The sequence below is a fragment of the Stenotrophomonas sp. Br8 genome, assembly GCF_014763005.1.
Lineage (GTDB): Bacteria > Pseudomonadota > Gammaproteobacteria > Xanthomonadales > Xanthomonadaceae > Stenotrophomonas > Stenotrophomonas lactitubi.
The window spans coordinates 305,907-319,905 of sequence record NZ_JACGTN010000003.1 but is presented as its reverse complement, the minus strand read 5'-3'; the positions used below and the strand labels follow the sequence as shown (position 1 = coordinate 319,905).

Annotated in this window: 11 protein-coding genes; 6 read left to right on the top strand and 5 right to left on the bottom strand. The window is 66.4% G+C overall.

Annotated features, from left to right (window positions below; genetic code table 11):
- The first annotated feature begins 18 nt into the window (after positions 1-18).
- The 3 genes from dnaE (at position 19) to H3005_RS02780 (ending at position 5,609) form a co-directional block, all read left to right on the top strand.
- The gene (gene dnaE, locus H3005_RS02790; protein ID WP_100552009.1) at positions 19-3,597 is read left to right on the top strand and encodes a DNA polymerase III subunit alpha; all 3,579 of its coding nucleotides are present in this window, start codon (positions 19-21) and stop codon (positions 3,595-3,597) included.
- Between the two features lie 59 nt (positions 3,598-3,656).
- Positions 3,657-4,520, top strand: coding sequence for a hypothetical protein (locus H3005_RS02785; protein ID WP_191077537.1), 864 nt, complete (start codon positions 3,657-3,659; stop codon positions 4,518-4,520).
- 129 nt (positions 4,521-4,649) lie between these two features.
- Positions 4,650-5,609 carry an acetyl-CoA carboxylase carboxyltransferase subunit alpha gene (locus H3005_RS02780; protein ID WP_049465344.1) on the top strand — a complete coding sequence of 320 codons (960 nt, stop codon included), beginning with the start codon at positions 4,650-4,652 and terminating at the stop codon, positions 5,607-5,609.
- A 167-nt stretch (positions 5,610-5,776) separates the two neighbouring features.
- Here the strand turns inward: H3005_RS02780 and H3005_RS02775 are convergent, their stop codons facing one another.
- Entirely contained in the window at positions 5,777-6,232 is a 456-nt protein-coding gene (locus H3005_RS02775) for a CopD family protein (protein WP_025877688.1), read from the bottom strand.
- A gap of 148 nt (positions 6,233-6,380) precedes the next feature.
- Between H3005_RS02775 and H3005_RS02770 the strand changes: the two genes are divergently transcribed.
- Together H3005_RS02770 and phaZ are read left to right on the top strand one after the other, a co-directional pair.
- Positions 6,381-6,977, top strand: coding sequence for a class I SAM-dependent methyltransferase (locus H3005_RS02770; protein ID WP_089239821.1), 597 nt, complete (start codon positions 6,381-6,383; stop codon positions 6,975-6,977).
- A gap of 87 nt (positions 6,978-7,064) precedes the next feature.
- Positions 7,065-8,372 carry a polyhydroxyalkanoate depolymerase gene (phaZ, locus tag H3005_RS02765; protein ID WP_191077536.1) on the top strand — a complete coding sequence of 436 codons (1,308 nt, stop codon included), beginning with the start codon at positions 7,065-7,067 and terminating at the stop codon, positions 8,370-8,372.
- 148 nt (positions 8,373-8,520) lie between these two features.
- Here the strand turns inward: phaZ and H3005_RS02760 are convergent, their stop codons facing one another.
- From H3005_RS02760 to H3005_RS02750, 3 genes are all read right to left on the bottom strand, one after another.
- Positions 8,521-9,510, bottom strand: a complete 990-nt coding sequence (locus H3005_RS02760) for a sensor domain-containing protein (protein ID WP_191077535.1) — start codon at positions 9,508-9,510, stop codon at positions 8,521-8,523.
- Positions 9,507-9,872 carry a PadR family transcriptional regulator gene (locus H3005_RS02755; RefSeq protein ID WP_089239815.1) on the bottom strand — a complete coding sequence of 122 codons (366 nt, stop codon included), beginning with the start codon at positions 9,870-9,872 and terminating at the stop codon, positions 9,507-9,509. The genes H3005_RS02760 and H3005_RS02755 overlap by 4 nt, the downstream gene beginning before the upstream one ends.
- Before the next feature lie 94 nt (positions 9,873-9,966).
- Positions 9,967-11,436, bottom strand: coding sequence for a hypothetical protein (locus tag H3005_RS02750; RefSeq protein WP_191077534.1), 1,470 nt, complete (start codon positions 11,434-11,436; stop codon positions 9,967-9,969).
- Between the two features lie 130 nt (positions 11,437-11,566).
- On the opposite strand from H3005_RS02750, the gene H3005_RS02745 reads away from it, so the two are divergent.
- Positions 11,567-12,469: a peptidylprolyl isomerase gene (locus H3005_RS02745; protein WP_191077533.1), complete on the top strand. Its 903-nt coding sequence runs from the start codon at positions 11,567-11,569 to the stop codon at positions 12,467-12,469.
- A gap of 590 nt (positions 12,470-13,059) precedes the next feature.
- On the opposite strand, the gene H3005_RS02740 is transcribed toward H3005_RS02745, so the two are convergent.
- The gene (locus tag H3005_RS02740; protein ID WP_089239805.1) at positions 13,060-13,932 is read right to left on the bottom strand and encodes a DMT family transporter; all 873 of its coding nucleotides are present in this window, start codon (positions 13,930-13,932) and stop codon (positions 13,060-13,062) included.
- Positions 13,933-13,999 lie beyond the last annotated feature (67 nt).

The window sequence follows — 13,999 nt, the reverse complement described above, 5'->3', positions numbered from 1 at the left end:
GCTCCAACCTGGTCCGGCATGTCCAACTCCCGCTTCGTACATCTCCACGTCCACACCGAGTTCTCGCTGGCGGACTCGACCATCCGCGTGCCGGCCAAGCCGGACCAGGCTGACCCGAAGAAGGCCAAGCAGGCCAACCTGCTGTCACGTTCGGTCGAACTCGGCCTGCCTGCGCTGGCGGTGACCGACCTCAACAACCTGTTCGCCCTGGTCAAGTTCTACAAGGCTGCCGAAGGCGTGGGCATCAAGCCCATCGCCGGCGCCGACGTGATGATCGCCGAGGAAGGCCAGGACCCGTGGCGGATGACGCTGCTGTGCCGCGACCGCGAGGGCTATCTGAGCCTGTCGCGGCTGCTGACCCGCGCCTGGATGGAAGGCCATCGCCCCGAGGGCGGCGTGGCCGTGCACCCGGACTGGCTGAAGGCCGGCAACGCCAGCCTGTTCGCCCTGGCCGGCCGTGACAGCCTGGCCGGGCGCCTGGCGCTGGATGGCAAGCATGACCTGGCCGAACAGCAGCTGGCCGACTGGCAGCGCGTGTTCGGCGACGGCCTGCACCTGGAGCTGACCCGCACCGGTCGCGACGGCGAAGAAAGCTTCAACCAGTTCGCGCTGATGGCCGCCGGCCAGCGCGGCCTGCCGGTGGTCGCCAGCAACGACGTACGCTTCCTGTCGCCATCCGATTTCAGCGCGCACGAAGCACGCGTGTGCATCTCCACCGGCCGCGTGCTGGATGACCCCAAGCGCCCACGCGAGTACAGCGACCAGCAGTACCTGAAGTCGGCCGAGGAGATGTGCGCGCTGTTTGCCGACATCCCCGATGCGATCGACAACACGCTGGCGCTGGCCGAGCGCTGCAACATCGAGATGCGCCTGGGCACCTACTTCCTGCCCGACTATCCGGTGCCCGACGAGGAGACGCTGGACAGCTGGATCCGCAGCGAATCGCGCAAGGGCCTGGCCGCGCGCCTGGAAAAGAATCCCATCGCGCCCGGCATGACCGCGCAGGATTACAGCGACCGCCTCGAGTTCGAGCTGGACACCATCATCAAGATGGGCTTCCCCGGCTACTTCCTGATCGTGGCCGACTTCATCCAGTGGGGCAAAGCGCAGGGCATCCCGATCGGTCCAGGCCGTGGTTCCGGTGCCGGCTCGCTGGTGGCGTGGGCGCTGCAGATCACCGATCTGGACCCTCTGCCGTACAACCTGCTGTTCGAGCGCTTCCTCAACCCCGAACGCGTGTCGATGCCCGACTTCGACATCGACTTCTGCATGGACCGTCGCGACGAAGTCATCGACTACGTCGCACGCAAATATGGCCGCGAGCGGGTCAGCCAGATCATCACCTACGGCACCATGGCGGCCAAGGCGGTGGTGCGCGACTCCGGCCGCGTGCTCGGCTTCCCCTATGGCCTGGTCGACGGCGTCGCCAAGCTGATCCCGAACATCCTCGGCATCTCGCTGAAGGATGCGATGGGTGAGGGCAAGGACAGCGAGATGGCCTCGCCCGAGCTGATCCAGCGCTACCAGAGCGAGGACGATGTCCGCGATCTGATCGACCTTGCGCGGCAGCTGGAAGACCTCACCCGCAACGCCGGCAAGCACGCCGGCGGCGTGGTGATCGCGCCCGAGCCGCTGAGCGAGTTCTGCCCGCTGTTCGCCGAACACGATGAAGAGGGCCGCGGCAAGAATCCGGTCACCCAGTTCGACAAGAACGACGTTGAAGAAGTCGGCCTGGTGAAGTTCGACTTCCTCGGCCTGCGCACGCTGACGATCATCGACTGGGCGGTGAAGGCGATCAACAAGCGCCACGAGCGCGCCGGCATTCCGCCGGTGGACATCACCCAGCTGCCGCTGGACGATGCGCCCACCTACAAGGACATCTTCGCCTCGGGCAATACCGGTGCGGTGTTCCAGTTCGAATCCTCGGGCATGCGCCGCCTGCTGAAGGACGCCAAGCCCGACCGTTTCGAAGACCTGATCGCGCTGGTGTCGCTGTATCGCCCCGGCCCGATGGACCTGATTCCCTCCTTCGTCGACCGCAAGCACGGGCGCGAAGACGTGGAGTATCCCGATCCGCGCACCGAGCGCATCCTGCGCGACACCTACGGCATCATGGTGTACCAGGAGCAGGTGATGCAGATGGCGCAGATCGTCGGCGGCTACTCGCTGGGCGGCGCCGACCTGCTGCGCCGTGCGATGGGCAAGAAGGTGCCGGCGGAAATGGCCAAGCACCGCGAGATCTTCCGCGAAGGTGCGGCCAAGGACGGCGTCGGCGAAGCCAAGGCCGATGCGATCTTCGACCTGATGGAGAAGTTCGCCGGCTACGGCTTCAACAAGTCGCACGCCGCCGCCTACGCCCTGGTCAGTTACCAGACGGCCTGGCTCAAGCGCCATTACCCGGCCGAGTTCATGGCCGCGACGCTGTCTTCGGACATGGACAACACCGAAAAGGTGGTCGGCTTCCTGGACGAGGTGCGCAACCTCGGCCTGACCGTGCTGCCGCCGAAGGTGAACCAGTCCGCCTTCATGTTTGAAGCGGCCACGCCGGACACGATCCAGTACGGCCTGGGTGCGATCAAGGGCGTCGGCCAGGGGGCCTGCGAAGCGGTGGTGGACGAGCGCCTGCGCGGCGGCGACTACACCGATCTGCTCGACTTCTGCACGCGCATCGGTTCGGCCAAGCTCAACCGGCGCACGCTGGAAGCCATGATCAACTGCGGTGCGCTGGATGAGCTGGGTCACAACCGTGCCTCGCTGATGCTGCAGCTGCCGGAAGTGATCAAGGCCACCGAACAGATGGCGCGCGAGCGTGCGTCTGGCCAGAACTCGCTGTTCGGCGGCCCCGAGCCGGGCGTGCAGGCCATCCACCTGGAGCTGCAGGAAACCGACGAATGGCCGTTGCTGCAGCGCCTCAACGGCGAGCGCGACACGCTGGGCTTCTATCTCAGCGGCCACCCCTTCGATCCCTGGCGCGATGATGTGCGCGACCTGGTCGGTACCGACCTGGGCTCGGTGGAAAAGATCTGGAGCGCCAACAGCAACAGTGGTGGCGGCGAGAAGCGCTGGCGCCCGGAAGTGCAGACCGTGCTTGCCGGCCAGGTAGTCGGCGTGCGCCGCAAGGGCGAGAGCCAGATCTTCATCCAGCTGGAAGATGGTCGGGGCCGCGTCGAATGCAGCGCGTTCTCCGATGCCATGGCCGAGTTCGGCCACCTGATGACCAAGGACCGCATCCTGGTGGTCAAGGGCGGCCTGCGCGAAGACGAATTCAATGGCGGCTTCGCGTTGCGCATCCGCCAGTGCTGGGACTTCGACGAGGTCTGTGCGAACTACGCCACGCGCCTGTCACTGCGGCTGGACCTGCGCCAGCAGCGACCGGTGTGGGAACGCATCGACGCCCTGCTCGACCGCCACCGCCCCGGCCGCACGCCCCTGCGCCTGGACCTGCTGCTGAAGGGCCCCGATGGCGGCATCGCCGGCATGCTCGATGTCTCCGGGCAGAGCGCGGTGCGCGTCGATTCCAAGCTGATGGAGGCGCTGCGCGCCGAACCGGCCGTGCGCACGCTGAAGGTGCGCTACAGCCCACCCTGGGCCAGCTGAGGCTGGCCCCGGATCCGTTGTTGTTTTCCCGCTGCATACGTCAAGGACGATTGCCCGCAATGAAGAACCTGTTGTTGCCGATGATGGCCGCGCTTGCGCTGGCCGGCTGTTCCTCCAAGGTCGATTTCGAGATCGACAACCCGACCGATGCACCGCTGGCGATCAGCATCGATGGCAAGGAACTGCCGGTGGCCGCGCACGCATCGCGGCCGATCAGCCTGGCTGCCGGTGAGCATCAGCTGCATAGCGACCGCCTCGGCGACGTGCGCTTCATCGTCTACGCCGACGGCCGCGGCGGCCTGATCAACCCGAGCCTCAGCGAGTACGTGACCGCGCGCGAGATCTATGTGACCGGCGAGGACAAGCTGAAGAACTTCGGCGTCAGCGGCCTGGGCATCGAGCTGGGTGGGGTCGAGTTCAAGGGACCGTTCGAAAAGCACCACGGCCTGTTCATCGACAAGACCTGGAACTTCGGCGTGCGCGAGCCGTTCCCCGAGGAGCAGGTGGTTGCCCACGTCGATTCGACCGGGGGCAGGATCAGCACCAAGATCTTCACCGCGCCGGACTTCATCGCCTATGTCGAGGCTGGCATGGGCGAACCCGGGGCCTACAAGCGCGAGCAGCCCGCCGGCTACGTGGCACCCGCCTACACGCTGCAACCGGCGCCCGCGCTGCCCGCGCTGGACCCGGCCTTCGAGGCCCATGCCGGTCCCGTGCGCGACATCTATGCGCGCTGGCTGAAGGCCACCACGGCCAGCGAGCAGAAGGCCCTGCGCAAGGAAGACTTCCAGGCGCAGATGGCCTTCACCCACGCCACCATGACGCTGGGCGCGAAGCTGCCGGTGGCGGCCAACCAGGCCTACAACGACTTCGTGACGATCCGCAGCACCGAAATGGCCCGCAGCGCGCTGGTCCTGCCCTGAACCGGCGGCCGGCGGCCCGACTGGCGCCGCTGGCCCCCACTGCGCTACCGTCGGTTTCCAGACGAAGGCGTACGGGCCGTTCCTGCGCATTCGGCTAGAATTCCCCTCTTCTTTACACGACGGCTTCCGATGAATCCGAACTACCTCGACTTCGAGCAACCCATCGCCGACCTGGAAGCCAAGATCCAGGAACTGCGCAACGCCAGTGCCGGGCCGGCGGTCAATGTCGAGGCCGAAGTGCATGCGCTGCAGGACAAGCTGCGCGTACGTACCGCACAGATCTTCCGCAACCTGACCTCGTGGCAGGTGCTGCAGCTGGCACGCCACCCGTCGCGCCCGTACACCGCCGACTACATCCGCATCATCTGCGATGAGTTCCAGGAACTGGCCGGCGACCGTGCCTTCGCTGACGACAAGGCGATCATGGGCGGCCTGGCCCGCATCAATGGTCGCTCGGTGATGGTCATCGGCCACCAGAAGGGCCGCGACACCAAGGAAAAGATCAAGCGCAACTTCGGCATGCCCAAGCCCGAGGGCTACCGCAAGGCGCTGCGCCTGATGAAGATGGCCGAGCGCTTCGGCCTGCCGGTGCTGACCCTGATCGATACCGCCGGCGCCTGGCCGGGCATCGACGCCGAGTCGCGCGGCCAGTCCGAAGCGATCGCGCGCAACCTGATCGAGATGGCCGAGCTGAAGGTGCCGATCATCTGCACCGTGATCGGTGAAGGCGGCTCCGGCGGCGCGCTGGCGCTGGGCGTGGGCGACCGCACCGTGATGCTGGAATACGCGGTGTACTCGACCATCACCCCGGAAGGCTGCGCCTCGATCCTGTGGAAGGACGCCGGCAAGGCCAAGGATGCTGCCGAGCAGCTGGGCCTGACCGCGCCGCGCCTGAAGGGCCTGGGCCTGGTCGACAAGGTCGTGCGCGAGCCGACCGGCGGCGCCCACCGCAACCCGACGCAGATGGCCAAGCGCCTGAAGGCCGTGCTGCTGAATGAGCTGGAAGCGCTGGATGCGCTGTCCACCCAGGAACTGCTGGACCAGCGCTACAAGCGCCTGCGCAGCTACGGCACGTACGAAGCGGCGTAAGCCCGGTGCTGCCGGCCGCTAGACAAGCTTGGTAGTGCCGGCCGCTGGCCGGCAACATGCAGGGGATTGCAGAAACGAAAGAGCCGGGCAGATGCCCGGCTCTTCTTGTTTGTACCTCGCACAGCATCCACGCATGGCGTGGATCTACCGGGTCCAAGTGACGCCCCTCAGAACGGCTTGGCCAGCACCAGCCACACGATCGGAATGAACGCCAGCAACGGAATCTCGTTGATCCAGCGCAGCGCGCGCGAGGATGGCAGCGCCCTGCCCTTGGCCACACCCTTGAGCAGGCGCCCGATCCAGATGAAGTACGCCAGCAGCACCACCACCAAGCCCAGCTTGGCATGCAGCCAGCCCGCGCCGCCCGGGGCGACCATGGTCGGAAAATCCGGAATCACCTTGTAGCCCAGCCACAGCACCAGGCCGAGCACGAACGCCAGGCCGAACATCGAATGGCCGAAGCGGTACAGGCGCATGCCCATCAGCTGCAGGCGCTCGACCACCGCCGGCTGCCCCGCCGTCTCGGACAGGTTCACCAGGATGCGCGGCAGGTAGAACACCGTGGCCATCCACGCCACCACGAACACGATGTGGAAGGTCTTGACCCAGTAGTAGCTCTGCATGCGCTCGCTCCGGCGGCTGGCGTGGATGTCCGCCATTCTCGCATGTCGTGGCGAGGCCACCCCACGTGCAACCGCCGCGACACATCGACGCATGGTGTGCTGCAACACCGTACGATAGGCGCCGATTTCACGACTGCACCGGACCGCCATGGACAAGACCTACGACGCCGCCTACTTCCAACGCTGGTACCGCCGCGCCGATATCGGTGGCAGTGCACGCCTGGCGCGCAAGGTCGCCCTCGCCGTGGCCACGGCCGAGTACTACCTGGAACGACCGATCCGCAGCGTGCTGGACATCGGCTGCGGCGAAGGCGCCTGGCGCGCGCCGCTGCTGAAACTGCGTCCGAAGGTCGAATACCTCGGTTTCGACAGCAGCGAGTACGCTGTGCGCCGCTACGGCCGCACCCGCAACCTGCACCTGGCCAGCTTCGGCGATTTCGCCTGGCTGCGGCCCTGCGCCCCGGTCGATCTCCTGGTCTGTTCGGACGTGATGCACTACGTACCCAACCGCGAACTGCGCGCAGGCCTGGCCGGTGTCGCCGAGCTGACCGCAGGCGTGGCGTTCCTGGAGACCTTCGCCGCCGAAGATGAATTCGAGGGCGACCATGACGGCTTCCAGTCGCGACCGGCCCGCTGGTACCGGCGCGAGCTGACGCGCCAAGGCCTGCAGGCAGTCGGGTCCCACCTCTGGCTGGGACCAGCGCTAGCCGGTGAAGCAGCCGCGCTGGAGCAGGCCGCCCGCTGAATACCGCCCATTGAGTGCGCTTAACGTCCGGGACAGTCGGATGCGCTATGCTGCGCGGCAACATAAGACCATACATATTCGGTCGGCATGCTCTATCAACTGCACGAACTGACCCGCAACCTGCTCGCCCCCTGGGTGCACCAGGCCCAGGCCAACGCCAGGTTCTTCGCCAACCAGGGACACTGGTGGTCGCAGATGCCCGGCGCTGATCGCCTGGCGGCGGTCAATGAGCTGTTCCACCGCATCGGCAAGGATTACGAGAAGCCCGAGTGGGGCATCAACGAAATCGAGGTCGAGGGCGAGCGCGTGCCGATCGTGGTGCACGAGGAACTCAGCAAGCCGTTCTGCAAGCTGCTGCGCTTCAAGCGCCACAGCAATGAAGCCGACCAGCTGCACACCATGCTCAACCAGCCGTTCGTGCTGGTGGTGGCGCCATTGTCGGGCCATCACGCCACGCTGCTGCGCGATACCGTGCGCACGCTGCTGCGCGACCACCGCGTGTACGTGACCGACTGGGTCGACGCGCGCATGGTGCCCGGCAGCGAGGGCGAATTCGGGCTGGACGATTACATCGCCTACATCCAGGAGTTCATCCGCCATCTTGGCGTCGAGCGCCTGCACGTGGTCAGTGTCTGCCAGCCGACCGTACCGGTGCTGGCCGCGGTGTCATTGATGGCCAGCCGCGGCGAACCGACGCCGCGCACGCTGGTGATGATGGGCGGCCCGATCGATGCGCGCTGCAGCCCGACCGCGGTCAACAACCTGGCGACGCAGAACCCGCTGTCGTGGTTCGAGAACAATGTCATCCACACCGTGCCGGCCAGCTATCCCGGTGCCGGTCGCCGCGTGTATCCCGGCTTCCTGCAGCACGCCGGCTTCCTGTCGATGAATCCCAGCCGCCACTTCAGTTCGCACTGGGATTTCTACACCGACCTGGTGAAGGGCGACCTGGAGGATGCCGACGCGCATCGCAATTTCTACGACGAGTACAACGCCGTGCTGGACATGCCGGCCAAGTACTACCTGGACACCATTTCCGTGGTGTTCCAGGACTTCCTGCTGCCGCGTGGCGAGTGGGTGGTCAACGGCGAGAAGGTCGATCCGTCGGCGATCCGCGATACCGCGTTGCTGAGCATCGAAGGCGAGCTGGACGATATCGCCGGCCTCGGCCAGACCGAAGCGGCGCAGTCGCTGTGCACCGGCATTGCTGCTGACCGCCGCGAGCATTTCATCGTCGATGGTGCCGGCCACTACGGCATCTTCAGCGGCCGCCGCTGGCGCGAAGTGGTCTACCCGAAGGTGCGTGACTTCTTCGCCGCGCATGCCGAAGCCCCGGCGGCGAAGGCCACGAAGAAGAAGAGCAACGTCACCCCGCTGCGCCGCAAGGCGGGGTAACCCGCCCTGCTTCCGGTAGTGCCGGCCGCTGGCCGGCATCTGCTGGTAGATGCCAACCTTGGTTGGCGCTCTGCCGTGAATCCCGATGCCGGCGGCATCGTGCCAACCAAGGTTGGCACCTACCAACGCGGGATCCGACCCCGACGGCCTACAACCGCACCAGCAGGTTCTTGGCCAGCATCCCGTGCAGCTTGCCGATGCCGCGTGCCAGGTGCATCGTCAGCAGCAGCAACAACACGCCCACCCCTGCAACCACGATGGCCACCAGCGGCGAGGCCGCCATCGGCAGCACATTCACGTCGTTGATGTAGAGGCCGGGGATGTCGCCACTGAAGATCGCCGCCACCGGCGCCCAGATCAAACCCAACGACAGCGACAGCAGGGTCACCGCGATGGTGAAGTAGATGATGCCCAGCGGCAGCATCAGCACGAAGTACAGCAGGGTCAGCCAGGTGCGGCCATCGGTGAACATGTCGCCGACACGCTGCAGCCAGCTGCGGCTGCGGTCGGTATACTGCGGCCGGCGCGGCATGCGCTCACCCAGCAGCGCTTCCACCAGCCGCCCTTCCAGCAACGCCAGTCCACGCACCGAGCCGAAGAACAGCACGGTCAACGGAACGCCGATGATCAGGATCAGCAGCCCCAGCGACAGCGACAGGCCGGTGACCACCCAGGTGAAGAAGAAGATGCCGGTGGCCAGCGACAACAGCATGTAGAACAGCGCGCCGTAGGTGTGCGGGTCGGTCACCACGCCGAAGAAGCGCGCCAGCAGCGAACGCTGCACGGGGGCTGCCGGCTGCGCCGCCGGTGCAGCACCGCTGGCCTCGGCCGCGGCACGCAGCACCGGGCCCGTGTCGGCCCGCGGCGTACGCAGCGCGCGGTTCACCGTGAGCTCGGTTTCGCGATAGATCTCGGCCACCTCGTCCGGTGCACCGTAGCTGCCGGCGACGTCGGCGATGACCTCGGCTTCGCTGCGGCCGGGTTGCGCTGCCAGTTCAGAGCGCAGGTATTCCTCGGCGTCGTACAGGGCGTCCTGCACCATCGCCGGATCGGCACCGTCCAGTGCCGCACGCAACTGCGCCAGGTACTGCGGAATGGTGCTCGGCAGACTGTTGCCTGCCAGGTTCAGGTCGTTCATTGCGGTATCCCCTCCAACACGGAATCGACGGAATCACGGGTGTCACGCCAGGCCTGGCGCCATTGCTCCAGCACCTCCCGGCCACGCGCGTTGATGCGGTAGTAGCGGCGCGGCGGCCCGCTGCTGGATGGCTCCACATGACTCTCCAGCAGGCCTGCGCCTTCGAGGTTGCGCAGCACCGGGTACAGCGCGCTCTGCTTGCCGCTGAGCACGCCCTCGCCCACGCGCTCCAGCTCCTTGGCGATCAGGTAGCCGTACAGCGGCTCACCGGCGCGGGCCAGCACCGCCAGCAGGGCCAACGAGACCGTGCCGGCGCTGAGCTCCTTCTGGAACTTCTTCAGGTGGACATCGTCTTCGGACATGACCGGCCCTCCACTACGTTGAAGTCAACAGTAGTGCGAAGTTCGGTATAGCGAATGTGTCGTTAGTCACTCTGCCGGTTGGGCACCGGCCACATCAGGCTTGGCGGACCGCCTCAGCCAACCGCTGTGCCATTGCATTGGAGAGGTCGTGCCCACCGTGTTCAAGGCGGGTCAGCAGGGCCTGTCGGCGCGCTGCCGACAGCGGTGAGTAACCCTCGCTCACGCGAAGCCAGTTCTCCACCAGGCGCAGATGCCATGCACGTTCGTCCTGCCTCTGCGGGACCGCATCCAGCAGAAGTTCCAGATGCTGCCACAACGGCATGTGGGGCAGCAGCCGAAGCAGCCCGGTCTGAGCCACCGGGGAAGGACCGTCATGGCAGAACGCCAGCAGCCGGGGGGCGTCCAGTTCGGCTACCCAGTCCGCCTGCGCGTGGGTCAACAGTTCGTGGATGCTTCGCCCCGGCTCCTCCAGCGCAACGCGCAGCAACGCCAGCCCTGCGCCGCCCTCGGCCCGTATCCAGCCTCGTACGCAATTGCGCCGATGGCGCGCCGTCACCCGTGGATACAGCGACCGCAACAGTGCAACGTCCTCAGCGACGGCATGGTCGGCCAGCGCTTCCAGCGCCACGCGCCAGCGCCCCGCTGTCTGCTGCGCCAATGCGCTGCGCCACAACTCGATGGCCGGCGTTGCGTGGCGCTGCCGCACCAGGAATGCCGCCAGACTGCGGACGGCCCGTGCACGGTCGAACAGTGCATCCTCGACAAACACGTCGATCCCTTCCACCTCATGCGCCACCAACGTACGCAGGGCCGACGCGCGCACTTGGCTGGAGGGAGCCGTCAGCGCGATGCTGCACTGCTCCAGCACCTGCGATGGGTCGCCCTCATCGAGAAGGTCCTGGAAGGCCATGCGTGCAATGCGCGGATCGCTGTCCCGCAGCGCGCGCGCACGGATCGCCACACGCTCTGGGTGGACATCGAAGGCGATCGCATGGGCGCTCAGCCGCGTACGTGAGTCACGATGGACGAGCAGGCCACCCAGCACTGCCCGCTGCGAGGGCGCCGATAGCCAGCCCTCCAGCGTATCCCTGCGCCAATCGGCATCCACCCGCTGCGCATCCTGCAAGCGAACCGCCAGCGGCCACGCTGCCAGCACGTCGTCGATGCTGCAGCGGGACAGCAGAACTTCCACCACCTGCTGGGCTACAACCCGCACCTCAGGGACCCAGTCATTGCAGCGCAGCAACGCACTGGAAAGCGTCAGACGTCCTGCAAGGGCGCCCATCCGCTGCAGCGCCGCCTGACGCGTGTGACCATTGCCGTCCGCGCCGGCGAGAAACAACGCAGCCGCCTGCACTGCGACGGGTGCCTGCGGACTGACCTGAAGGCAGTCGAGCAGCTCACTGTTCCGCGGCGCCCACCAACTGCGCCGGCGGCCATCGATATCGACCAGCATCCGTGGCGACTGTGCATGCAGCCAGCCGACACCGTCTTCGCCTTCATCGATATTGCCTTTCAGATAGCCATCGACCATCGCCTGCAGTTTGGCCCCTGGATCCAGCATTGGCATTTCGTGCGTCCATGCAAAGGAAGCACATCGTGCCGCAGGGGCGGCGCGACAGCCAGTCTGCAGGATTGGCGCAACAGCAGCGACTCGCGCAGAATCGAAGCCTCGTTCATGCTCCGGGGATCCCATGCCGCACCGTCGCCGTCCTGCCCTGACCACCCTCGCCCTGGCCTGCCTGCTGCCTGCACTCGCCAGCGCGGCCACGCCCTACCGCAGCCCCCAACAGATCCTGGAGGCCTCGGCCGCCAGCGACTGGCGCACGCCGGACCCGGCCAACCTGCTGTACATGGACCTGCCGGCCGGGCGGGTGATCATCGAGCTGGCGCCGCAGTTCGCCCCGCGCCATGTCGCCAACATCCAGACCTTCGCCCATGAGCACTTCTGGGACGGCACCAGCATCTACCGCTCACAGGACAACTTCGTGGTGCAGTTCGGCGATGCCGACGCCGACGATGCCGCCAAGGCCAAACCGTTCGGCAGCGCACAGCGCAAGCTGCCGGCCGAATTCGAGCGTGCCAACAGCGGTTTGAATGTGAGCGTGCTGCCGGATCGCGATGGCTGGGCAGCGCAGACCGGCTTCGTCGACGGCTTCCCGGTCGGTCAGGACCCGCAGGCCGGCAAGGCCTGGCTGGCGCACTGCTACGGCATGCTGGGTGCGGGCCGCAGCAACGAGGAAGACAGCAGCATCGGTGCAGAACTCTACGTGGTGACCGGCCAATCGCCGCGCCAGCTGGACCGCAACATCACCCTGGTCGGCCGCGTGCTGAAGGGCATGGAACTGCTCAGCGCGATCCCGCGCGGACCGGCACCGATGGGCTTCTACGCCGACCCGAAGCTGCGCACACCGATCGTGTCGATCCGTCGCGTCAGCGACGTACCCGCGGCCGAGCGCACGCCGATCCAGGTGCTGCGCACCGACTCGAAGACCTTCGCCGACACGGTCGAAGCGCGGCGCAACCGCGTGGATGATTTCTACAAGCGCCCGGCCGGGCATATCGACCTGTGCAATATTCCGGTGCCGGTGCGGTAGTGGCTTGGCTTCCTGCACATGACGCGTGCTGAAGATGCTTCATTGTTCATGGGCGTTACTTTTCTTTTCGCGCGAAAAGAAAAGTAACCAAAAGAAACGCGCCGCCAAACCGCGAGCCGCCGTGCTTCGCACGTCGGTCCCCTGCGCTTCTCGGCGAATCAGGGGACGATGCCGAACTCGCTGCGCTCAGACATCGGCACCTCTTCGCCCCTGATTCCCCTGCGATGCTCGGCTCGCTCAAGGCGGACTGAAAGGGCAAGGTCAACAGCAAATGCATCCACGCATGGCGTGGATCTACTGGGTGCAGCTGTAGCCTTTGGTCTGGGTCCGCCTTGAGCGAGCCGAGCACCGCAGGTCCGGCGAGGGCAAAGAGGCGCGGGTGTCTGAGCGCAGCGAGTTCCCGCGCCGTCCCTCGGCGGACCGAGGAGCGCAGGGTACCGACGTGCGAAGCACGGCGGCTCGCGGTTTGGCGGCGTGTTTCTTTGGTTACTTTCTTTGCACGAGCAAAGAAAGTGACACCTCCCCGCAGCCGCGGAAAAGGGCTCGCCGGGCATGGCCCGGCGCTACCGATGCGTGGGCGCCAATGAGCCTCAGCCCTTCTGGCTGACCGCCACGCTGCCCAGAATCAACGCACCGGCAATCAACATCTGCACCGTCACCGCTTCGCCCAGGAACAACCAGGCGAACGCAGCACCGAACAACGGAACCAGGTAGGTCACCGTTGACGCACGCGACGGGCCGATGCGGCCGATCAGGCGATAGAACATCAGGAAGGCGAATCCGGTGCAGACCACGCCCAGCGCGATCGCCGCGCCCCAGGCCTTGCCCGGAATCGGGCCCTGCGGCAGATGCGTGAGCGCCATCGGCAACAACCACAATGAGGCGCACGACAACGTGGCAGCGGCAGCTGCAGCCGAGGGCAGACCGGTCATGTGCCGCTTCACCAGGTTCACGCCCAGTCCGTACAGCAGCGAGGCTGCCGCACCGGCCAGCACTGCCGTGCCGATGCTCAACCCCGAGATCTTGGCCGTGGCCAGCACCACCACGCCGGCAAAACCGACCAGCAGCGCGCCCGCGCGGCGCACACCGATCTTCTCGCCGAAGAACAGGAACGCAATCAACGCGGCGAACAGCACGGTCATCGCATTGCAGATCGCACCGATGGCGGCCGGCGCACGCTCTGCGGCGTACGCGAACAGCACGAACGGCAACGCCGAATTGACCAGACCGATCGGTGCCAGCCACAGCCAGCGGCGCGGTGGGAACTGCGCGCGGGCGCGCCACAGGAACGGCAGCAGCACCAGCGCGCCCAGCACCAGCCGCACCTCGACCAGGGCGAACGGACCGAACGAGGGCACCGCCACCCGCATGAACAGGAACGAGCAGCCCCAGATCGCGCCGAGCAGGGTCAGTTCCAGCGGTGTGCGCCAATCACGCTCGGTCGCCTGGGGTATCGCATTCATCTTCTGTGTCCGTCCGTCAACGTGGCGCTGGTCTGGCCACACAGGATCGGCCGCAGACGCCCGCTGC